The following is a 21,991-nucleotide window of genomic DNA, read 5'->3' on the forward strand; positions in this document are numbered from 1 at the left end:
CCTCCTGTTCGTCATGTCCGCGATCGGGAACCCCGGCTGATGCGGGGCACCAAGGGGGCGATCGTGCGGGCGCGAATCACTCCCCACCACAGACCGGCCCCGTAGGCGAGGTCGTCCAACAGCCGCACGAGCACGTACGGCACCGGACGCAGGGTGCTTCCGCTGCTCCTGCGATCCAGCAGGCCGTCCACCACTGCGGCCGCGACGAGGCCGCGGCGTGCCCGGCGGCTCACCAGCGCCACCGCGACGCTGATCGGCCAGTAGTGCCGGGTCGCGGCACGGGCGAGCTGGCGCACAGTGGCATACAGGGTGCCGAGCGCCAGCAGGACGCCGGCACGCACGGGCGCGTCGGCGTCCGGCAGGCGACGCGTCATCCGGGCGGCGATGACCGCGACCAGGCCCCCGGCCAGCGGAACCAGCCGGCGGTCGGTCAGCAGGCCAGCGGCCACCAGGGACCACCACGGGGCCTGCACGGGCGGGATCTGCCGCGGGTGCCGGAGCGCCAGCGGTGCGGCGCTGGTCCCGTAGAAGGCGCGCTGGGCGAGCCACCGCCGCAGATCGGTCCGGTGCTCGTGCGCGACGCGCGCAGCGGGCACGTAGCGCAGTCGCCACCCCGCCTCGTGCAACCGCAGGCAGAGGTCCACGTCCTCGCCGACGCGCATGTCGGCCGCGAATCCCGCAACGGCCTCCCTGCGCACCACGACCGTCGTCGTCGGCACGTACGACAACCTGGTCAGCGGTGCGACGAGCCCCTCCCGTGGCCCCATGTCCAGCGGGGAGCAGGTTCGTTCGAAGGCGTCCAGACAGCCCCGGTCGTCGGAGCGCAGGGGCACGACACGCGGCGCGGCCAGGGCGACCGCCGGATCGAGGAACTGCGCCACCAGCGGGGAGAGCCACCCCGGCTGCGGGACGACGTCGGAGTCGATGAACGCCACGAAACGGGTGCTGGAGCGCGACAAACCGGTGTTGCGGGCCGCCGCGGGCCCAAGGCTGCGCTCGTGGCGGAACACCCGCGCGCCGTGCCTGCGGGCCGCGGCGGCGAGCCGTGCGGGGTCGCGGGAGCCGTCGTCGACCACCACGACCGGCAGGTCGGCCGTCTGCGGATCCTGCCGCAGTGCGGTCAGCAGACGCTCGAGCATCTCGACGCGATCCCGGACCGGGATCACCACACTCACCTCGCCCACCCGCACCTCGGGTGGGCGCGGGTTGACGATCCCGGCGTCGAGGAGCCTGCGGGCCAGCGCCTGGCTCGCCGGCCCGGACACCGCGAACCCGCCGCTGGCCAGCAGTCGCGCCGCGCGCTCCGACAACCGCACGAGCCGGGGCGGCGATCCGCCGAACAGGAGCCTGCCGTTGCGGGACCGGTGCACGTCCGCGGCGAGCTCCACCGCGAAACCGTCGGGCAGCGTGGTTTTGGTCGGGGTGAGGGCCACTCGGCCCACTGCGGGATGCGTCGTGGTCAACTGCCGAACCCCCCGTCCGCGTGCACCACTGAGCCGGTCACCGCGGCCGACTCCGGGGAGCACACCCAGGCCACGGCCGCGGCGACCTCGTCGGGGGACAGCAGGCGTTGCACCAGTTGGTGTTCACCCAGGGCGGCAGGATCGGCGAGCCCGTAGATCGTCGCCGTGGCCCGGAGCATGTCGGTGTGGGTCGATCCGGGGGAGACCGCGACGGCGCTCACCCCGGTTCCGCGCAGGTCGCACGCCAGTCCCCGGACAAGCCCCAGCACCGCGTGCTTGGCCGCGCAGTAACCGCCCAGCCGCCACAGCCCCTGGTGCGCGGCGGCCGAGGCGAGCGCGACGAACCGTCCGCTGCGCGGTTCGGGGGCCGCCAGTAGTCGGGGCACCGCGGCGCGCGCCAGGTTGAGCACACCGGTGACGTCGACGTCGAGCAGGGTCTGCCAGCTGCGCTCCGGGATCTCCCACACCGGCTCGCCGCCGGCGATCACCGCCGCGCACGCGACAGCGGCGTCCAGCCTGCCGTAGTGGCGCAGCGCCAGATCGCACGCCGCCACCAGTGTGCTCGGTTCCCGGACGTCCCCGACCAGCGTCTGCACGCGCGGGGTGTCCTGCGCCAGGGCGGTCAGTTCGTCCGGTCGCGCCAGCGGGTAGTCCACGGCCGGGTCGTCCGCGCAGCGGTCGACGGCCACGACCGACCAGCCTGCGGCCACGAGGCGGCGCACCACCGCCGCGCCGATGCCGCGGGCGGCGCCGGTCACGACTGCCACGCGGGTCACGACGCCTCCTGCCGGACCGCGTTGCGCAGCCGGCCGACGCGGTCGACGTGCCAGGAGCGCACGGCGTCGACGAGACCCGTGGCCATCTCCGCCAGCAACGCGTCGCCTTCGGAGGCGTTCGCGCCCGACGGTTGCCCGATGACCCCGTTCGGGCTCACCGCCCGCACTCCCTCGGACACCATCCGGTCCAGCAGGCGACCGGCGGGTTCGGGCGGGCCGGGGGCGAGCCGTCCGAACCGGACCGAGGTGGGGCGCAACGCGGACATCATCGACGTTTCGGCGCGGGCCGCATGCGTGTGCGGTTCCCCGCTGGCGCAGGGCCACCACGCCACGTCCCGTCCTTCGCTGCGCAACCGGCGTACCGCGCCGACCAGGCTGTTCAGGTTTCCGCCGTGCCCGTTGACCAGGACGAGCCGACCTGCCCACCGCAGCATCGAACGCCCGAGTTCGACGATCAGCAGGTGCAGTGCCACGTGGCCGATGGAGACGGTCCCGGGGAAGCCTTCGTGCTCGCCGCTGGCCCCGTAGTGCTGGGTGGGGGCGAGCACCACGTCGACGTCCCCGTGCAGCCGGGCAGCCGCTCGTTCGGCCACCGCTGTCGCCACGGCCGCATCGGTGTCCAGCGGGAGGTGCGGGCCGTGCTGCTCGCAGGAGCCGAGCGGAACCAGCACCACCGGTTTGCGCGACTCCAGCTCGGTCCACGTCCGGTCGGCGAGGCGTTCGGTCATGACCCGCCTCCCGAGGACCATGGCGCGGCAGCGGCCGGGAGGTCGGCAAGCGGGCTCTCGTTGCACGGCCGCTGGGTGGCTCGCACCCCAGGCATGCCGAGCGCAACCGCTCGTCGCCCGCTCCGCCTGGAGTGGTCCTGTGTCGCGCGGGGCACGGCGCTGTGGTCCACCTCGTCCAGAAGCCGCGCGCCGTGGCCCTTGACGCACTCCGGATCCGGCCCGTCGAGGGGGAGTCCGGTGAAGAACTTCGCCGCCATGCACCCGCCCTGGCAGGCGTCGAACGCCGGGCAGGAGGTGCATGTGCCGCCGGTCTGCGTGGTGCGCAGCTGGGTGAACAGGTTCGAGTTGCGCCAGACCTCACCGAACCCGGCGGTGCGCACGTTGCCCGCCTTGAACGCGTCGTGGATCGCGAACGGGCAGGCGTAGACGTCACCCACCGGATCGATCAGGCACACCACCCGGCCCGCGCCGCACAGGTTGAGCCCCGGCAGGGGTGCGCTGCCCAGCGCGTTGAGGTGGAAGAAGGAGTCGCCGGTCAGCACGTCCTCGCCGTGGTCGAGCAACCAGCGGTAGATCTGCATCTGCTGCTCGGCGGTCGGGTGCAGGTCGTCCCACACGTCCGCGCCGCGCCCGGACGGGCGCAGCCTGGTGATCCGCAGCTGCGCGTCGTAGGAGTCCGCGATGGCCTTGAACTCGTCGAGCTGGTCGACGTTCTGGCGGGTCATCACCACCGAGATCTTGAACCCGCGCATGCCGGCGGCCGCCAGGTTCTCCATGGCCCGCCGCGCCATGTCGTAGGAACCGGGGCCGCGCACCGCGTCGTTGATCTCGCGGGTCGCGCCGTCCAGCGAGATCTGGACGTCGACGTAGTCGGTGGCCGCGAGCTGCCGGGCCCGCTGCTCGGTGAGCCGGACGCCGTTGGTGGAGAACTTGACGCCGACGTGGTGGGACACCGCGTAGTCGAGCAGTTCCCAGAAGTCGGGGCGAACCGTGGGTTCCCCACCGCCCACGTTGACGTAGAAGACCTGCATCCGCTCCAGTTCGTCGATCACCGCCTTGATCTCGTCGGTGGTCAGCTCGTCGGGGTCACGGCGGCCCGACGAGGACAGGCAGTGCTCACAGGCAAGGTTGCAGGCGTAGGTCCACTCCCAGGTCAGGCAGATCGGCGCGGCCAGGCCGTGCTTGAACTGCTCGGTCAGGGACGGCACCGGCGACGGTCGGTGCGCTCGTGGCTCGGCGGTGGTCATGGCACTCCTTGCGCGGTCAGGGGTGTGGTGGCCGACGAACGATCATCTCGGCCTCCGCGAGGGAGGCCAGGGCGCGCAGGTAGCTCGGCCGTTCCCGGTCGGCCACCCGGCAGGCGCCGAGCGCCTCGTGCACCGAACCGTGTTCGACGAGTCGCTCGACGACCTCGACGAGCTGGCGGGTCTTCAGAAACGACAGCCGCCGCGTGCCGAAGTGGTAGGCGAGCGCGCCGAACGGCTCCGGCCGCAGCGCGACCTGTGGGTTGCGGCGGTACGGGAGGTCGGGCCGGAAGGCCGAGCTACCCATGCTCATCACCGTCCTCAGTAGACGCCGCACATGCCGTCGATGGACACGTCCTCGACGAGCATCTCCTCGACGACGTCACCCGCCGCGGCGCCGGACGCGGGGAACTCCGCGGCCTGGGCGGCCTCGGTCGAGATCTGCTGCTCCATGGCTTCTCACCTCTGTGGAGTAGGGGAAAACGGATTCCGCATCGCCAACGCTTGCGGTGAGGAAACGCTAAGGAGACGCCGCCGCGCGGCTCGCCGTGCGACCGGTCGTTGTGACCCTGTCCGATCGAACGGGTCGTCGCGCGCGGTCGGGTGCGGATCCGACGGCGCACCTGTCCGATCGAACGGGCACCGCCCTCCCCGATCGTCCGGACTGGCGGTTCCGGACGGCGGGTTCTGGCCCGCGGAGGCTTCTCCGGGGTGACGCGGCGCACTAGTTTCGCGGTTCAATCCGGACGGGACAGCGGTTCCGCCCGGAGCATCTGGAGCCGGAAGCAGCGCAACGCCGCGCGTGGAGAGGACTGCGACATGCAGGTCGACGAACTGCTGAAGCCATTCCCGATCAAGGAGTTCCACCCGTTCCCCCGCGCCCTGATGGGCCCGGGCGCGCACGAGATGATCGGGCCTGAGGCCAAGAAGCTGGGATTCCGGCGGACGCTCGTGATGACCTCCGGTCTTCGCGGCACCGACATCGTGCACAAGATCGTGGAGTCCATGAAGTACCACGGTCTCGAGGTCGTCGTGTACGACCAGGTTGAGTCCAACCCCAAGGACTACAACGTCATGGACGCCGTGAAGCTCTACCAGGAGAACTCGTGCGACTCGTTCGTCTCCATCGGTGGCGGATCGTCGCACGACGCCTGCAAGGGCGCGCGGATCTCGGTGGCGCACGACGGGCGTAACGTCAACGAGTTCGAGGGCTTCAACAAGTCCGAGAACCCGAAGAACCCCCCGCACATCGCGGTGTCCACGACCGCGGGAACGGGCTCGGAGACCTCCTGGGCATACGTCATCACCGACACCACCACCGACCCGGACAACCCGCACAAGTACGTCGCCTTCGACGACGCCTCGGTGGCCACCCTGGCGATCGACGACCCGGTGCTGTACTACGACTGCCCGATCGACTTCACCGCGCAGTGCGGGTTCGACGTGCTCGCCCACGCCTCCGAGCCGTACGTCTCGCGGCTGAACTTCCAGCCTTCGCTGGGTAACGCGCTGCACGCGATCAAGCTGACCGCGGAGAACCTGCGTCAGGCGGTGTGGAACGGCCAGGACCTCCCCGGTCGCGAAGGCATGATGTACGCCCAGTACATCGCCGCGCAGGCGTTCAACTCCGGTGGGTTGGGCATCATCCACTCGATCTCGCACGCGGTCAGTGCCTTCTACGACACCCACCACGGGCTGAACAACGCGATCGCGCTGCCGCGGGTGTGGGCGTTCAACATGCCGGTGGCCTACAAGCGGTTCGCCGACATCGCCCAGGCGATGGGTGTGGACACCCACGGCATGACCGACGTCCAGGCGGCCGACGCCGCGCTGGCCGCGGCCATCCGGTTGCTGCGCGACGTCGGCATCCCGGAGCGGTTCGTCGACGTGCACGCCGACACCTACTCGAAGAACCGGTTGGGCAAGGGCCCGACCAAGTTCTACGAACGGTCCGATGTGATCAAGGGCGACGCCGCCGACGTCGACCGCATCACCAACCACGTGCTCGGTGACGCCTGCACGCCGGGCAACGCCAAGGAGTGCACGTTCGACACGGTGCGTCCGGTGGTCGAACACTGCATGACCGGCGACCTGGACGACCTGCTCAGCTGACCCGCCGGACCAGCCGTGGGGCCGCCGGACCCGGCCCCCCCACGGCCCCACCATCCCCCGCACACCCACTCCCGGAGGTAACCGTGCCCGACAGCAACCCGGATCACTCCCCCGCGACGCGCCCCTTCGACTCGGTCGCGGAGGTGGTGGAGCGGTTCGCCGAACGCGGGTACATCGCGGACCGCCGGCTGGCGACCACCGTCTTCCTGCAGTCCCGCCTGGACAAGCCACTGCTGCTGGAGGGGCCGGCCGGGGTCGGCAAGACCGAGCTGGCCAAGAAGCTGGCCGAGGTCACCGGGCGCCGACTGCTGCGGCTGCAGTGCTACGAGGGGCAGGACGAGAGCAAGGCGCTCTACGAGTGGGACTACGGCAAGCAACTGCTCTACACGCAGATGCTGCGCGACAAGATCGGCGAGATCACCGCCGACGCCCCGGACCTGGCCACCGCGGTGGACCGCATCAGCAGCCAGGACAGTGTGTTCTTCTCCGACCGCTTCCTCGCCGCGCGACCGCTGCTGGACGCCATCCGCGGCGAGCAGCCGGCCGTCCTGCTCGTCGACGAGGTCGATCGCGCCGACGAGGCGCTGGAAGCGGTGTTGCTGGAGTGCCTGGCCGAGTTCCAGGTGTCCGTGCCGGAGGTCGGCACCTACCAGGCCGCGGTGCCACCCTACGTCGTGCTGACGTCCAACAACACCCGCGATTTGTCCGCCGCGCTCAAACGGCGCTGCCTGCACCTGTTCCTGGACTACCCGGACCACGAACGCGAGCTGGAGATCCTGCGGTCCAAGCGCACCGGACTGCCGGAGAACCTGGCCCGGCAACTGCTCGGCGTGGTCCGCGAGTTGCGCTCCCTCAAGCTGCGCAAGGCACCCAGCATCTCCGAGACCATCGACTGGGCCCGCACGTTGGCCGTTCTCGGTGCCCAGGAACTCGACGCCGAACTGCTGTCCGAGACCGCGAACGTGGTGCTGAAGTACGAGCGCGACATGCGGCACGCGCTCGAGGTCCTGCCCCAGCTGGTGGACCCGAACCGCGAGGTCCCCGAGCACCTGCCCGCCCACGGCCACGGTCATGGCCACGGCCACGGCCACGGTCATGGCCACGGGCACCATGCGCACCACGACGATGACGACGTCGACGGGCGCGCGGTGCGAGCCGCCAAGGACCGGCCGGGACGTTTCGACGAGAACTACTACGGCGCTCCTGGCTCCAGCACCCGGCCTCCGTCGCCGCAGCGGGCCGGCGGCCAGGGCCACCGTGCCTTCGCCGCCGCGACCCGCCGCCGCCCCTAGCTCCGCGCCACCCCGGTCGGCGCAGGCCCGTGCGGGCTGTGCGACCAGAAAGGCTCACCATGGAGTCCGCTCTGCACCGGTTCGTCCGCCTGCTCCGCCTGTTCGGCCTGCCCGCGTCGGTGTCCGAAGCCGCCGACGCGATGCGCTGTGCCGCCCAGCCGGGCATGCTCAACGACCGCGAGACGCTGCGCGAAGCCCTCAGGGTGGCCCTCGTGAAGGACCGGCGTGGCGAAGCGGTCTTCGATGAGGTTTTCGACGCCTTCTTCAGGCTCCGCGCGGTCGTTCCCGACGAGCACGACCACGAGCACTCACACGAGCACGACGACCTCACCGACACCGGCGACCTCCGGTCGTTCACCGTGTCCGAGGAACCGTCGGAAACTCCCCAGCAGGGGCACACCCACGCCAAGCCCGCGGACATCCGCGACTACTTCGATCCGGAGGACCTCGCCCAGCAGTACAACCTGCACCAGGAGAGCAACAAGATCGACCTCGCCTCGATGACCGACGAGATCGTCCTGTCCAGCGACGCGGGGGCGGGTACCGGTTCGGCACCTTCGGTGCAGGTGGAGACCGAACGGCTGCACAACGCCGGGGTTCCCGGGAAGCTGGCGGAGAACTCGGGCCACCGGCTGGACACCCAGCTGACCATCGCCGAGGAACGCGCGCTGTACGAATGGCTGGCGGAGGCGGACGAACGCGAGGACGAGCGCACCCTGGACTGGGGCGGGCTGGTCGGCGTGCTCGAGGACCTGCCCGAACTTCTCAAGCGGCACCTCGCCAAGCTCGCCGAACTGGAGGACCTCGCGCACGAGTCCCGCGAGGCCATCAGCGGTCGGCTCGACCACGTGGACGAGGGGGAACGGCAGCAGCTCGAGGAGTCGCTGCGCCGGCTCGCCCGCAGCCTGCGCGGGGCGTTGACCAGCAAACGCCGGGCCACACCCCGCGGCCGCGTGCACGCCGCCCGGACCATGCGGCGGAACATGCGCTACGACGGCGTTCCGTTCCGCCCGGTGACCGTCACCCGCGCCGAGGACAAGCCGAGACTCCTCGTGCTGGCCGACGTCTCCCTCTCGGTCCGGGCGACGGCCCGGTTCACGCTGCACCTGGTGCACGGCCTGCAGTCGATGTTCAGCCAGGTCCGCACGTTCGCGTTCGTCGACGATCCGATCGAGATCACCGAGCTGTTCGCCGACCACCCGCTGGAGCGGGCGCTCGGGCTCGTCTTCGACGGCCTGCCGCAGGGCGGAATCCTCGACGTCGACGGCAACTCCAACTACGGCAGCACCTTCGGCACCTTCCTTGAGGAGTACGGCTCCGCGCTCAACCGGCGCACCACGGTGCTGGTCCTCGGCGACGGGCGTGGCAACGGCAACGACCCGAACCTCGATGCCTTCGCCGAGATCGCCCGCCGGGCCAGGGAGACCATCTGGCTCACGCCCGAACCCCGCTACTCGTGGTCGCTCGGGGGATGCGACCTGCCCAAGTACGCCGAGCACTGCGACCGGGTGCGCGTCGTCCGCGACCTGTCGGGCCTGGAGCGCGCTGCGGCGGCGATCGCAACGGAGGTGACCGGACGGTGAGCGTGCCCGATCCCGCAACGGAGGTGCAGGTCATCGACCCGCTCGCGCCGGTGTCCGCCGACCGGAGCGCCGATCGGCTGGTCGAGGTCGTCCGGCGCAGCGCTCCGCCGGACGAGGGCTGCGGGCAGGTGACCCGCACCCGGCACTTCTGCCTGCACCGACGGGACCACCGCGTGGAGATCACCCACTGGCTCCGGCCCGAGCAGCTGGACAACGACCTCGCCGGAATCCTCGCCGAGGAGCTGTTCGCCCCGGGCTGGCTCAGCGGTGCCGAGACCTTCGAGCAGGTCTTCACCGAGGTGGTCCGCTCGATGGCCGACGATCCCCTCCTGGCGTGGATGGCGTTCTACGACAACACCCTGAACCGCATCAGGAAGTGCTGGGCACGGACGGCCGTGGAGTCCTCCCCGTCCTCCATCGGCGGTTTCGCCCCGGTCTACCGGCGAGCCCTGCGCCTGGTCACACCGGGCCGGGTGCTCGACCTCGGCTCGTGCTTCGGTTTCCTGCCGATCCTGCTGGCCGAACGCGGCCGGAACACGGTCATCGCATCCGACCTCGCCCCAGGCAGCATGCGCCTGCTCGAGGCGGTCGCCGGAGCGCGGGGCCAGCGCTTGCGCACCCTGGTGTGCGACGCGACCCGCGTGCCGTTGCCGGACCGCTCGGTGGACACGGTCACCGCGGTGCACCTGCTGGAGCACATGGACGCCGAACAGGGCGACGCGGTGCTGGCCGAGGCACTGCGGCTGGCGCGCCGGCGCATCGTGGTCGCCGTGCCCTTCGAGGACGAACCCACGGCGGCCTACGGCCACGTGCGCACCTTCACCCGCGCGGACCTCGACGAGCTCGGCCGCGCCACGCAGTGCCGCTACGAGGTGAGCGAACACCACGGCGGCTGGCTGGTCGTGCACCCCCGCTGATGAAACAACCCCCGGCGACAGGCCCCACCCCGACACACGCGGGCGCGTCGGTTTCCGACTTTCGGCCACCACCGCGGTGGGTGGGTGTGCTCGCGCGGGGACAGCCGCTAGATCAGGCCGCTCTTGCTCGCCTCGTACACCGCCTCCGCCCTGGTGGCGGCGCCCAGCTTGCGCATGATGTTGCGCACGTGGAACTTCACCGTGGTTTCGGAGATGAACAGCCTGGCCCCGATGTCGCGGTTGCTCAGGCCGTGCGCGAGCTGCCGGAGCACGTTGAGCTCCCGTTCGGTCAGCGACGGTTCCTGGGCCGAGGCGTTCATGGACTGCACCATCGCCGCCGCGGACCGCGAGTCGAACGAGCTCTCCCGGCGGGCCACCGCCCGGATCGAGCGGACCAGCTCCGTGGTGTCCACGTCCTTCACGACATACCCGCGGGCGCCGCGGCGGATCGCGTCGACGACCAACCCGCCGTCCAGGAACGTGGTGAGCACCAGCACCCCGAGGTCCGGGTGCTGCTCGGTGAGCTGTCCGCACAGCTGCAGCCCCTCGGTGTTGTCGCCCGTCGAGAGCTTGAGGTCCAGCAGCACGATGTGCGGCTCGGTGCGCTCGACGACCGCGAGCGCCTCGGCCGCGGTGGCCGCCTCCCCCACCACCTCCAGGTCGTCCTCCCGTTCCAGCACCGACCGCAGCCCGTGCCGGACGATCGCGTGGTCGTCGACCAGCACGATCCGCACGTGCGCGGACGGGCCGGGCGCGTCGTCGTGCTGCTGCACCGGGATGTCCTTCTCGCTCAAGGTCACCTCGCCACCTCCGCGGCCTCGGCCGACGGCAACGGAACCTTCAGCTGCAACGCGATACCGCCCATCCGCGACCGCCGGATCGTCATCGTGCCGCCGAGTTCCCCGGCCCGCGCGGCCATGTTGGCCAGTCCCCGGTGCCGTCCGGCCAGATCCGCCGCCGAGGACAGCCGCAGCGAGCGCCGCAGTTGCGCGGGATCGCCGATGCCGTCGTCGGACACGGTCAGCCGCAGGTGGTCGCTCTTGTAGACCAGGTGCACCAGGGACCGGGTGGCCCGCGCGTGCGCGACCGTGTTGAACAGCGCCTCGCCGGTCAGCCGCAGGATCGAGTTCTCGGCTTCGGGCGGCAGCGGCGCGGGCGTGCCCTCCACCCGCACCTCGACCTTCAGATCGCTGGGCAGGTGCACCGTGGACAGCTGCTTCAACAAAACGGGCAGCGAACCAGGGGGTTCCTCGGCGGCGTGGTGCAGCGCGTAGATCGCCGCGCGAAGCCGCTCGACGGCCTGCTGGGTGAGCACCTTCGCGGGTGCCAGCCGTTCCGCGACGCGGGCCGCATCCGCTCCCATGGCCGCCAGCTCGGACCGGCACACCTCAATGGTCATCCCGGCGCTGAGCACGTACTGGGTGACCGTGTCGTGCAGTTCCCGGGCGATGCGGTGCCGCTCGTCGTCGAGCGCCTGGCGCTGCATCGCCTCGACCAGGCGCCGCTGGGTTTCCTGCAGTTCCGCGTTGCGGGCCGCCAGGTCGCGCGCCTGCCTGGCGGCGGCCTCGGACAGCTGCTCGGTGCGACCGCGCAACTGCATGGCGGCGTGGAAGAGGAAGGAGTTGTGCAGCGCGACCGCCGCCTGGTTGGCCAGGACGCGCAGGATGGCCAGGTCGGTGTCGGCGACGGACACCTCGCCGCCAGGACGGCCCACGATCCCGCCGACCGGCTCGCCGTCCAACGTCATCGGCACCCGCACCCAGCCCGGGCCACCGGACACCATCTCGACCTCCCACGGGCGCAGCCGCACCGTGTCGAGGTGCTCGGCGACCTCGGCGGGCAGCGCCGCCTCGTCGTCGATCAGCTCCCCGTCGCACAGCAGCAGGAACCGCGGTCGCGCCGCGCGCAGCGCGCCGTCGGCGATCGCCAGCAGCAGCCAGCTGGCCTGCAGGTGTTCCGCGGCGGCCCGGACCACCGCCTCGACCAGGGACCGGGGGCCTTCCACCGTCCGCACCAGTGCCCGGGAGATCCGGTCGAGCGCCTGCACCGTGTACTCCAGCCGCTCCGCGGAGCGGACGTACTCCGGGTAGAACGACCGCTTGCCCGAACGCAGCCCGGTGAGCGCGTCGAGATCAGTCCGCCCGCCGTTGCCCGGTTCCCCCGTCATCACCGCACCCCCGCGGTCCTGTTGGTGCTGACCGAGGCTCACAACGCCGCCCGGAACAGCCGCTCGATGTCCTCCACCGAGGCGTCCCGCGGATTGGTTGTCAGGCAGGCGTCCTTGAGGGTGTTGCGGGCCAGCAGGGGGATGTCCGCCTCGGTCACCCCGAGCGAGCTCAGCCCCTTGGGCACGCCGACGACGTCGGCCAGCTCGCGGACCCGGTCGGCCAGCTCGTGCGCCACCTCCATCGCGGGTACCCCCGCGGTCTCGATGCCGATGGCCGCCGCGAGCGGGACGTAGCGCTCGGCGCCGGCCTCGGCGTTGAACCGGATCACGTGCGGCAGCAGCACCCCGTTGATCACGCCGTGCGGCGCGTCCAGCAGACCGCCCACCTGGTGGCTCATCGCGTGGGTGGCGCCGAGGATGGCGTTGGTGAAGGCCATCCCGGCCTCCAGCGCACCCTGCGCCATCGCGGTGCGTGGTTCCTCCTCGGTCGGGCGGAACATGGTGCGCGCGAGGTTGCGGGTGATCAGGTGCGCCGCGTGCAGCGAGTGCTGCTCGGTGAGCGTGTTGTGCGCGCGGGAGACGAACGACTCGATCGCGTGCGTCAGGGCGTCCAGCCCGGTTGCCGCGTTCAGCCAGTCCGGCATCGTGATCAGCAGCCGTGGGTCGATCAGCGAGATGTCCGGCACCAGAGCCCGGCTGAGGATGGTGATCTTGCTGGCCGCCGCGGTGTCGGTGATGATCGCGAACTGCGAGACGTCCGCCCCGGTGCCCGACGTGGACGGGGCCATCACCAGCGGCGGGATGGGGTGGACGACCTTGTCCACCCCCTCGTAGTCGAGGATGCGGCCACCGTTGCCGGACAGGATCGCCACTCCCTTGGCCGCGTCGATGACCGATCCGCCGCCGACCCCGATGATCACGTCGCTGCCGCTCTCGGCGTACCGCTGGAAGGCGGCCTCGACCTCGTGGTCCTTCGGGTTCGGCGTGACCCCGTCCCACACGACCGCGGACAGGCCCGCCAGCCTGAGGTGGGCGGTCGCCTCGGCCGCCCACCCCGCCTCGGTGAGGCCGAGGTCGGTGACCACGAACGGTCGCCGCGCACCGAGGCGCCGGGCGCAGTGCCCGAGCTCGGCCAACGCGCCGGGACCGAACACGATCTCCGGGACATGGAACTTGGCCAGCTGTTCCGTGGTGTCCACCCGTCCGATCTCACCGACCCGCTGCGGGCCCGACAGTTCCGGGCCGGGCGGGGCCTCGGCTGTTCGGCCCCGGAGACCCGGGACACTGCTTCGCACGATCATGGCGGCGTCCTCCAAGCACCATCGCAGGGAATTTCCGCGTCGTGCGGGCGCACCTGAACCTCGGTGCACCCCAGTTCCCCGCTGGGGGCTGCACCTCATCGTGACACCGAACACACCGCTGAAGCTACGGCCCCGGCTCTCCGGCTTGACCGTCCGACCGGGCCACCCCGCCTGTCCGATCGGGCAGGTGCGCGGGTGACCGTGTCACGCACCGCCCGTGTTCGCCAGCTGCGAACGCAGCCGGTCCAGCACGCCGGCGTCGCCGAGGGTGGTGACATCGCCCAGCTCACGGCCCTCCGCCACGTCCCGCAGCAGGCGCCGCACGATCTTCCCGCTGCGTGTCTTCGGCAGTTCGTCGGCCCACACGACCTGCGCGGGACGGGCCAGCTTGCCGATCCGGGCGGCCACGTGGTCACGGAGGTCCGTCTGGAGCTCGTCGCTGGGTTCGGCACCGCCGCGCAGCGTCACGAACGCGACGATGGCCTGCCCGGTCAGCTCGTCCGGCCGGGCCACGACGGCGGCCTCGGCGACCTCGGGGTGGGACACGAGAGCGGACTCCACCTCGGCGGTGGACAGCCGGTGGCCGGAGACGTTGATGACGTCGTCGACCCGGCCCAGCACCCAGTAGTAGCCGTCCTCGTCCCGGCGAGCCGCGTCACCGGCCAGGTAGGTACGCGCGCCGCGCGAGAAGTACGTCCTGACGTACCGGTCGTCATCGCCGTACAGGGTGCGCAGCATGCTCGGCCACGGCTCGGTCAGCACCAGCAGCCCGCTGTCGTCCCCCTCGTCGCCCGGCACCAGGTCGGCGCTGATACCGGGCAGCGGACGGGTCGCCGACCCGGGCTTGGTGCTCACGACGCCCGGCAGCGGCGCGATCATGATCGCCCCGGTCTCGGTCTGCCACCAGGTGTCGACGATCGGGCAGCGCTCACCCCCGATCACCACGTGGTACCAGGTCCACGCCTTCGGGTTGATCGGCTCGCCCACGCTGCCGAGCAGGCGCAGCGAGCTCAGGTCGTGGCGCGCCGGGAGCTCGGCGCCCCACCGCATGCACGCGCGGATCGCGGTGGGCGCGGTGTAGAACGTGGTGACCCGGTACCGCTCGACGAGCTCCCACCAGATGCCCTTGTGCGGGTAGTCGGGGGCGCCCTCGAACAGCACGCTGGTGGTCCCGTTGGCGAGCGGGCCGTAGACCACGTAGCTGTGCCCGGTGATCCACCCGACGTCGGCGGTGCACCAGTACACGTCGGTCTCGGGGTGCAGGTCGAACACCAGGCGGTGGGTGTAGGAGACACCGGTCAGGTAACCGCCCGTGGTGTGCAGGATGCCCTTCGGCTTCCCGGTCGATCCCGACGAGTAGAGGATGAACAGCGGGTGCTCGGCTTCCACCGGCTCGGCGGGGCACACCGGGTCCGCGGCGGCGCAGACCTCGTGGAACCAGACGTCGCGGTCCGGGCGCATCGCGACGGTCGAGCCCGTCACACGGACCACGACGACCTTCTCCAGCGACTCCACCTCGCCGAGCACGCCGTCGAGGTTGTCCTTGACCGTGCTGACCCGTCCCTTGCGGCGCGCACCGTCGGAGGTGACCAGCACCTTCGCCCCGGACACCTGCATCCGGTCCCGCACCGCCTCGGGCGCGTACCCGCCGAACACGACGTTGTGCACCGCACCGATGCGGGCACAGGCGAGCATGGCGACCACGACCTCGGGAACCATCGGCAGGTAGATGCCCACGACGTCGCCCTTGCGCACGCCGAGGTCCTTGAGCGCGTTGGCGAAGCGCTGCACGTCGGCCAGGAGCCCGCCGTAGGTCACGGCGCGCTCCTCGCCCTCTTCTCCGTGCCAGTAGTAGGCGACCCGGTCACCCAGGCCCGCTGCCACGTGCCGGTCCAGGCAGTTGTAGGAGGCGTTGAGCCGCCCGTCGTCGAACCAGCGGTAGAACGGCGGGTTCGAGTCGTCGAGCACCCTGGTGAACGGCTGGTCCCAGTGCAGGGTGCGTGCCTGCTCCGCCCAGAACCCGAGGCGGTCCGCCGCGGCCTGCTGGTACAGCGACTCGTCGTTGACGAGGGCCTTCTCGCGGAAATCCGCGGGTGGGGCGAACGACGGGACGGCCAGCAGGTCCTCCACCCGCCTGGTCCGATCTGTGGTCATCTTGCTCCTTCGCGCAGTCGCGCACGTGGTTTCACAGGAGGCCGAGCGCGGCCAGTTCGTCGTCGGTGAGCAGTCGCGAGCGGATCAGGAAGCGCACGCCCTCCGGGGCCTCCAGCGAGAAGCCGCTGCCCCGGCCCCGCACCACGTCGATGGTCAGGTGGGTGTGCTTCCAGTACTCGAACTGCGCCGCGGACATCCAGACCGGGATCGGCTCCCCGTCCACCTCCAGGTCGCCGAGGTGGACGTCGGAATCCCCGGTCCGGAACTCGCCCGCCGGGTAGCACATCGGGGCGCTGCCGTCGCAGCAGCCGCCGGACTGGTGGAACATCAGTGGACCGTGCTGCTCCCGGAGGCGGCGGAGCAGGTCCGCCGCCTCCGGGGTCAGCGCCACTCGTGAGCAGCTCATGCTGCCTCGCCTCAGAAGAACCCGAGCTTGTTCGGCGAGTAGCTGACCAGCAGGTTCTTCGTCTGCTGGTAGTGGTCGAGCATCATCTTGTGGGTCTCACGCCCGATACCCGACTGCTTGTACCCGCCGAACGCGGCGTGCGCGGGGTAGGCGTGGTAGTTGTTCACCCACACCCGGCCCGCCTGGATGTCGCGGCCCGCGCGGTAGGCGGCGTTGCCGTCACGCGACCACACGCCCGCGCCCAGGCCGTAGAGCGTGTCGTTGGCGATCTTGATCGCGTCGTCGTAGTCGTCGAAGCGGGTCACCGACACGACGGGGCCGAAGATCTCCTCCTGGAAGATCCGCATCTTGTTGTGCCCCTCGAAGACCGTCGGCTGGACGTAGTACCCGCCGGAGAGCTCCCCGCCGAGGTCGGCCTTCTCCCCACCGGTGAGGACCTTCGCGCCTTCGGCCTTGCCGATGTCGATGTAGGACAGGATCTTCTGGAGCTGGTCGTTGCTGGCCTGCGCGCCGATCATCGTCTCGGTGTCCAGCGGGTGGCCCTGCTTGACCGCTCTCGTGCGCTCCACGGCATCGCCCACGAAGTCGTCGTAGATGCTGCTCTGGACCAGCGCGCGGGACGGGCAGGTGCACACCTCGCCCTGGTTGAGCGCGAACATCGTGAAGCCCTCCAGCGCCTTGTCGTAGAAGGCGTCCCGGGCGGCGGCGACGTCGGCGAAGAAGATGTTCGGGCTCTTGCCACCCAGCTCCAGCGTGACCGGGATGATGTTCTCGCTGGCGTACTGCATGATCAGCCGACCGGTGGTGGTCTCACCGGTGAACGCGATCTTCGCGATTCGGTTGCTGGACGCCAGGGGCTTGCCCGCCTCCACACCGAAGCCGTTGACCACGTTGAGCACCCCCGGCGGGAGGAGGTCGGCGATCAGGCTCACCAGCACGTGGATGGACGCCGGGGTCTGCTCGGCGGGCTTGAGCACCACGGCGTTGCCGGCGGCCAGCGCGGGAGCCAGCTTCCAGGCGGCCATCAGCAGCGGGAAGTTCCACGGGATGATCTGGCCGACCACGCCCAGCGGTTCGTGGAAGTGGTAGGCGACGGTGTTGTCGTCGATCTCGCCGATGCCGCCCTCCTGGGCCCGGATCGCGCCGGCGAAGTAGCGGAAGTGGTCGATGGCGAGCGGGATGTCGGCGGCCAGCGTCTCCCGGATCGGCTTGCCGTTCTCCCACGTCTCGGCCACCGCCAGCGCCTCGAGGTTCTGCTCCATGCGGTCGGCGATGCGGTTCAGCAGGTTCGCGCGCTCGGCGACCGAGGTCCGGCCCCAGGCCGGAGCCGCCCCGTGCGCGGCGTCGAGGGCGCGCTCAACGTCCTCGGCCGTACCGCGAGCGACCTCGGTGAAGGTCTCGCCGGTCACCGGAGTGGGGTTCTCGAAGTAGCCGCCCTTGGCCGGCGCGACGTACTCACCGCCGATGAAGTGGTCGTAGCGACCCTCGTACGCGACGACGCTGCCAGGCGCACCCGGTGCTGCGTACTTCGTCATGTGCTGCCTCCTGCAGAAACGGGGAAGATGGCGCTGGAGCGTGCTCGACCCGACGTTGCAACGACGTTGCACACCGTTAACATCCGCGCTGACCTGTCCCAACGGTCAGTTTCCGGCCGCCGCGCGCCCTGCGGTCTTGCCCGAGCTGTTCGCAGTGGCCATGATGGCCACCACCCGCGGCCCGGACGGGGCACAGATCACGGCATCGCCAGGAGGCACGGTGACCCTCAATGACGAGTGCGTGACCGCGGAGTTGCTCGCGGATCCGCTGGAGTACGCGTCGCTGCTGGAGCAGGTGTGGGACGCGGTGCTCCGTGGTGGCCGCGCGCCGAAGCCGCCCCGCCCGCTGGTGTCGGACTCCTGGCAGCGCTCGCTCGCCGCGGACGTCGATCCCGACGCGCGCGAGGCGCCCGTGGTCTGGGAGCGCGACGAGGTGCGTGACCGCCGCGCCGCGCACCCGCTCGCCGCCGCGATCCCGGTGTTGCGGGAGACCGTGCTCAGCGTCGCCGACGAGGCGATGCACGTCATGATCGTGACCGACCGGGACGGCCTGATCCTGTGGCGGGAAGGCAGCGTCGACGTGGAGCGACGCGCCGACCGGGTGCGGCTGGCCGAAGGCACCCGCTGGTCGGAGGACGCCATCGGCACCAACGCGATGGGCACCACGCTGGCGGTGGGCCGACCGGTGCAGATCTACTCGGCCGAGCACCTGGTCCGCACCTACCACGACTGGACGTGCGCGGCGAGCCCGATCCACGACCCGGACACCGGCGACATCCTCGGTTCGGTGGACATCAGCGGCCCCCTGCGCACCGTCCACCCGGCGATGGTCGCGTTGGTCAGCGCCGCCGCCCAGCTGGCCGAAAGCCACCTGCGGGCGCAGATGGCGGCCCGCGACGAACGGCTGCGGGCCAAGAACATGCCGCATCTGCGGGGGTTGCGCGGCGAGAGCGGTGCGTTGCTCACCCCGACCGGGCGGGTGCTCGCGGTCGAGCCGGGGCCGGGGCTGCGCCTGCCCGAGCGGATCGACGTGAGCGACGGGCACGGCCCCGTGGTGCTCGACGACGGCCGCGAGGCACTACTGGAACCCCTCCCCGAGGGCTTCCTGCTCCGGCTGCCGACGAAGAACTCCGCGGCGCAACCGCGGCCGGTGCTGTCGTTGTCGTTCCTGAACTCGTCCGGGCCCCGCGCGGTGCTGGACGGCCGGGAGATCCCGCTGACCACCCGGCACGCCGAGATCCTGACGCTGCTGGCGATGAGCCCGGGCGGGCTGACCGCCGATCGGCTCGCCTTCCAGCTCTACGGGGAACGCGGAAACCCCGTGACGGCGCGGGCCGAGATTCACCGGCTGCGTACGCACCTCGGCGAGCACGTGATCGGCACCAAACCCTACCGGCTCCGCGCCGAGGTCGACGCCGACTTCCTGACCGTCCGCAAGGCGCTGCGCGCCGGTAACCTCAGGGCGGCGGTCGAGTCCTACCGGGGCCCGCTGCTGGAAGCCTCCGAATCACCCGCGATCCGCGACGAGCGGGAAGAACTGTTCGCCTCGCTGCGCAACGCGGCGCTGGACCGCGGCGACGCCGAGGCGCTGTGGGCGTTGTTCCAGCATCAGCCCACGGACGACCTCGAGGTGCTCGGCCAGCTGGCACACCGACTCGCCCGCCACGACCCGCGTCGGCACCTGGTGACGGCCCGGATGCAACGCGTCCTTGCCGAGGAGGCGTAAGGACCGCCTCCTCGGCGGCAACGCGAGGGCAACGGTGGTTCGGGCACCCTTCGCCCACAGCGACTCGACGTCTTCCACCGCGGCACGCGTCATCTCGAACCCGGTGCGCCGCGACCAGTTTTCGATCTCGGGAGGGTTCCGGTGCCCGCATGGCGGATTCGCGACTTCCACGACGACGACCTTGACCAGGCCATCCACATCTGGGATCAGAGCCGCGAGGGCGTCGACCCGGTCTTCTCGGCGGCCGAGGTGATCGCCATGGCCCGGTCCGGGCACCCCGCCCTGGTCGCCGCCGTGGGTCGCGACGTCGTGGGGATGGCGGTGGCGCGTGTGGAGGGCGAGCGCGCGTGGCTCGCGCTGTTCGCGCTGGACTCGCGCTGGCGCAACCGCGGCATCGGCAGCGCCCTGCTCGCGGAGCTGGAGAAGAAGCTGGTGTCCGCGGGCGTCCACCGCGTCTGCAGTCTCGTGCCCGAAGGGGCCGCCGGTTTCCGGGCGATGCAGAACTCCGGCTACCGGCCCCGGACCGGCCTGACCTACTTCGAGAAGGTGCAGCACCTCGCCCCGGCCGAGGTCAGCGTCCTCGACGAGCTCGGCGGCCGGTTGCTGCCCGCCGGGCAGTGGGAGGTGCTGGCGGGCATGGAACGGGAGAAGGACATCATCGAACGCCGCATCGTGCTGCCGCTGTCGCATCCGGAACGTGCGGAACGGCACGGGGTGCGCCCGCCCAAGGCCGTGGTGCTGTTCGGCCCTCCGGGAACGGGCAAGACCAGCTTCGCCAAGGCGATCGCGTCCCGGCTCATGTGGCCGTTCGTGGAGCTGTTTCCGTCCCGGCTGGCCGCGGCCTCCCCCGACGGGCTCGCGGCCTCGTTGCGCGCGACCTTCGCCGAGCTGGAGGAGCTCGACGATCTGGTTCTGTTCATCGACGAGGTCGAGGAGATCGCGGGGGCCCGCTCCACGCCCGCGGCGGGCCCGGCCCACGGCGTCACCAACGAGCTGCTCAAGCTCATCCCGGGCTTCCGCGAGCACGACAACCGGCTGCTGGTCTGCGCCACGAACTCGGTCGGCTCGCTGGATCCGGCGTTCCTGCGGCCTGGCCGCTTCGACTACGTGATCCCGGTGGGCCCACCGGACCCGCCGGCCCGCCGCGCCATCTGGCGCCGCTACCTCGGGCCGGCGTGCGACTCGGTCGACGTCGACGCCCTGGTCGAGCGCACCGAGCTGTTCACGCCCGCCGACATCGAGTTCGCCGCCCGCAAGGGCGCCCAGGCCGCCTTCGAACGCGAGCTATTGGACGCGGACAGGCGAACGGCGACCACCGAGGACTACCTGCAGGCGATCGCGGAGACCAGGCCCACCCTGACCCCCGCGGCGATCTCGGACTTCGAGCGGGACATCGACACCTACACCCGCCTGTGACGTCCCCAGGGGTGCTGCGACGTCCAGGGCGTCGACCGCACGCTGACGCCCGGTAGCCTGGCGCCCGTGCAAGATTCGGGCGAGCATCCGTCGTTCACCCTCGCGTACGTGCCGGGAGTGACGCCGGACAAGTGGGTGCGGAAGTGGGGCGAGCGGGTGCCCGAGGTCCCGCTCACCCTGGTCCAGGTGCCCGCCGCCGGAGCGGCCGACGTGGTGCGGGATGGCGCGGCCGACGCCGTGCTCCTCCGGCTGCCGACCGACCGCACGGGCCTGCACGCGATCCCGCTCTACACCGAGACGACCGTCGTCGTGGTCCCGAAGGACCACGTGGTGACCGCGGCCGACGAGGTCTCGCCCGACGACCTGGCCGACGAGGTCGTGCTGCATCCGCTCGACGACACCCTGGACTGGGAACGACCGCCCGGACAGCCGGCGATCGAGCGCCCGGCCACCACCGGCGATGCCATCGAACTGGTGGCGGCCGGGGTGGGGCTGCTCATCGTCCCGCAGTCGCTGGCCCGCCTGCACCACCGCCGGGACCTCACCTACCGTCCGGTCTCGGCCGTCCCGCAGTCCCGGGTCGCGCTGTCGTGGCTGGAGGACGAGACCACGGATCTGATGGAGCAGTTCATCGGAATCGTCCGCGGACGCACCGTCAACAGCACCCGCTGCCGCCCACCCACCCCGGCAAGAACCAAACGCCCCGACGACGGAACCCCCACCCGCAAGGCAACCAACAGCAAGGCAACCGCCCGCAAGACGACCAGCAGCAACCGGCACCGGACCCCACATGAGCGTGCCGCCCGGCGACGCCTATCCCCGCCCCGCAGGGGCGGCAACCGAAAACCCCGACGCCGCCCATAGCGCGCCCCACAACAACCGCCCCATTGGCGCCCGAGTCTCCAGATTTGCCTACATTTGCGAGGATCATCCCTCCGGGGCGCTCGGTGATCGGCATCGCCTTGGGTGGCGGAGTGTGGTACCAGGGAGCGACCGGGGCGTTTGCGGGGCGGGGCTGGCGCTTTGGCACCTCGCTCCAGCGGGCGGGGAGGGGTGTCGGGATGGTGGGGATGCGGCTTCGGTTGGTGGTTTCGTTGGTGGGCGCCGCCGTCCTGGCGGCTGCCGGCTCCGCTTCGGCGGCGCCGGGCTGGACGGGCGCGGCGAACGCGAC

Annotated in this window: 19 protein-coding genes; 7 read left to right on the plus strand and 12 right to left on the minus strand. The window is 71.2% G+C overall.

The genetic code is table 11. From position 1 onward, the window contains the following. Positions 1-11: 11 nt before the first annotated feature. Genes mftF through mftA form a run of 6 tightly spaced genes read right to left on the minus strand, consistent with a single transcriptional unit; the run spans position 12 to position 4,664 of the window. Positions 12-1,463: a mycofactocin biosynthesis glycosyltransferase MftF gene (gene mftF / locus IEY17_RS22550; protein WP_229680487.1), complete on the minus strand. Its 1,452-nt coding sequence runs from the start codon at positions 1,461-1,463 to the stop codon at positions 12-14. Further along, the gene (locus tag IEY17_RS22555) at positions 1,460-2,239 is read right to left on the minus strand and encodes a mycofactocin-coupled SDR family oxidoreductase (protein WP_188991018.1); all 780 of its coding nucleotides are present in this window, start codon (positions 2,237-2,239) and stop codon (positions 1,460-1,462) included. Before IEY17_RS22555 ends, mftF begins: the two co-directional genes overlap by 4 nt. After that, positions 2,236-2,967 (minus strand): mycofactocin biosynthesis peptidyl-dipeptidase MftE, encoded by a 732-nt coding sequence (gene mftE / locus IEY17_RS22560; RefSeq protein WP_188991020.1) that lies wholly within the window; start codon positions 2,965-2,967, stop codon positions 2,236-2,238. The genes IEY17_RS22555 and mftE overlap by 4 nt, the downstream gene beginning before the upstream one ends. Further along, on the minus strand, positions 2,964-4,214 hold the full coding sequence (gene mftC / locus IEY17_RS22565) for a mycofactocin radical SAM maturase (protein ID WP_188991021.1): 1,251 nt from the start codon (positions 4,212-4,214) through the stop codon (positions 2,964-2,966). The genes mftE and mftC overlap by 4 nt, the downstream gene beginning before the upstream one ends. Before the next feature lie 16 nt (positions 4,215-4,230). Then, positions 4,231-4,524 carry a mycofactocin biosynthesis chaperone MftB gene (gene mftB / locus IEY17_RS22570; protein ID WP_229680489.1) on the minus strand — a complete coding sequence of 98 codons (294 nt, stop codon included), beginning with the start codon at positions 4,522-4,524 and terminating at the stop codon, positions 4,231-4,233. Positions 4,525-4,532: 8 nt separating this feature from the next. After that, the gene (gene mftA, locus IEY17_RS22575) at positions 4,533-4,664 is read right to left on the minus strand and encodes a mycofactocin precursor MftA (RefSeq protein WP_229680491.1); all 132 of its coding nucleotides are present in this window, start codon (positions 4,662-4,664) and stop codon (positions 4,533-4,535) included. Positions 4,665-5,030: 366 nt separating this feature from the next. On the opposite strand from mftA, the gene mdo reads away from it, so the two are divergent. The 4 genes from mdo (at position 5,031) to mftM (ending at position 10,115) form a co-directional block, all read left to right on the plus strand. After that, complete coding sequence (mdo, locus tag IEY17_RS22580; protein WP_188991023.1) at positions 5,031-6,323, plus strand: NDMA-dependent methanol dehydrogenase; 1,293 nt, start codon at positions 5,031-5,033, stop codon at positions 6,321-6,323. Positions 6,324-6,406: 83 nt separating this feature from the next. Continuing rightward, a complete protein-coding gene (locus tag IEY17_RS22585) occupies positions 6,407-7,615 on the plus strand; it encodes an AAA family ATPase (RefSeq protein WP_188991025.1) in 1,209 nt (402 codons plus the stop codon). Positions 7,616-7,674: 59 nt separating this feature from the next. After that, positions 7,675-9,198, plus strand: coding sequence for a VWA domain-containing protein (locus tag IEY17_RS22590; protein ID WP_188991027.1), 1,524 nt, complete (start codon positions 7,675-7,677; stop codon positions 9,196-9,198). Further along, a complete protein-coding gene (mftM, locus tag IEY17_RS22595) occupies positions 9,195-10,115 on the plus strand; it encodes a mycofactocin oligosaccharide methyltransferase MftM (protein WP_229680493.1) in 921 nt (306 codons plus the stop codon). Before IEY17_RS22590 ends, mftM begins: the two co-directional genes overlap by 4 nt. 107 nt (positions 10,116-10,222) lie before the next feature. Here mftM and IEY17_RS22600 read toward each other — a convergent pair whose 3' ends face one another. From IEY17_RS22600 to adh, 6 genes are all read right to left on the minus strand, one after another. Then, positions 10,223-10,909 (minus strand): MadR family response regulator transcription factor, encoded by a 687-nt coding sequence (locus tag IEY17_RS22600; RefSeq protein ID WP_308424019.1) that lies wholly within the window; start codon positions 10,907-10,909, stop codon positions 10,223-10,225. Between the two features lie 2 nt (positions 10,910-10,911). Further along, complete coding sequence (locus IEY17_RS22605; RefSeq protein ID WP_188991031.1) at positions 10,912-12,282, minus strand: MadS family sensor histidine kinase; 1,371 nt, start codon at positions 12,280-12,282, stop codon at positions 10,912-10,914. A 38-nt stretch (positions 12,283-12,320) separates the two neighbouring features. Then, entirely contained in the window at positions 12,321-13,583 is a 1,263-nt protein-coding gene (locus IEY17_RS22610) for an iron-containing alcohol dehydrogenase (RefSeq protein ID WP_188991033.1), read from the minus strand. Between the two features lie 204 nt (positions 13,584-13,787). Further along, positions 13,788-15,737 (minus strand): acetate--CoA ligase, encoded by a 1,950-nt coding sequence (gene acs / locus IEY17_RS22615; RefSeq protein WP_188991034.1) that lies wholly within the window; start codon positions 15,735-15,737, stop codon positions 13,788-13,790. A 31-nt stretch (positions 15,738-15,768) separates the two neighbouring features. Continuing rightward, a complete protein-coding gene (locus IEY17_RS22620; protein WP_188991036.1) occupies positions 15,769-16,143 on the minus strand; it encodes a DUF779 domain-containing protein in 375 nt (124 codons plus the stop codon). Between the two features lie 11 nt (positions 16,144-16,154). Continuing rightward, a complete protein-coding gene (gene adh / locus IEY17_RS22625; RefSeq protein ID WP_188991038.1) occupies positions 16,155-17,678 on the minus strand; it encodes an aldehyde dehydrogenase in 1,524 nt (507 codons plus the stop codon). A gap of 220 nt (positions 17,679-17,898) precedes the next feature. Here adh and IEY17_RS22630 point away from each other — a divergent pair, with 220 nt between their 5' ends. The 3 genes from IEY17_RS22630 (at position 17,899) to IEY17_RS22640 (ending at position 21,684) form a co-directional block, all read left to right on the plus strand. Next, positions 17,899-19,404: a helix-turn-helix domain-containing protein gene (locus IEY17_RS22630; RefSeq protein WP_229680495.1), complete on the plus strand. Its 1,506-nt coding sequence runs from the start codon at positions 17,899-17,901 to the stop codon at positions 19,402-19,404. A 141-nt stretch (positions 19,405-19,545) separates the two neighbouring features. Then, positions 19,546-20,820, plus strand: coding sequence for an ATP-binding protein (locus tag IEY17_RS22635; RefSeq protein ID WP_188991040.1), 1,275 nt, complete (start codon positions 19,546-19,548; stop codon positions 20,818-20,820). 66 nt (positions 20,821-20,886) lie between these two features. Next, positions 20,887-21,684 carry a LysR family transcriptional regulator substrate-binding protein gene (locus IEY17_RS22640; RefSeq protein WP_188991042.1) on the plus strand — a complete coding sequence of 266 codons (798 nt, stop codon included), beginning with the start codon at positions 20,887-20,889 and terminating at the stop codon, positions 21,682-21,684. Positions 21,685-21,991: the final 307 nt, after the last annotated feature.

Source organism: Saccharopolyspora thermophila (genome assembly GCF_014646075.1).
GTDB lineage: Bacteria > Actinomycetota > Actinomycetes > Mycobacteriales > Pseudonocardiaceae > Saccharopolyspora > Saccharopolyspora thermophila.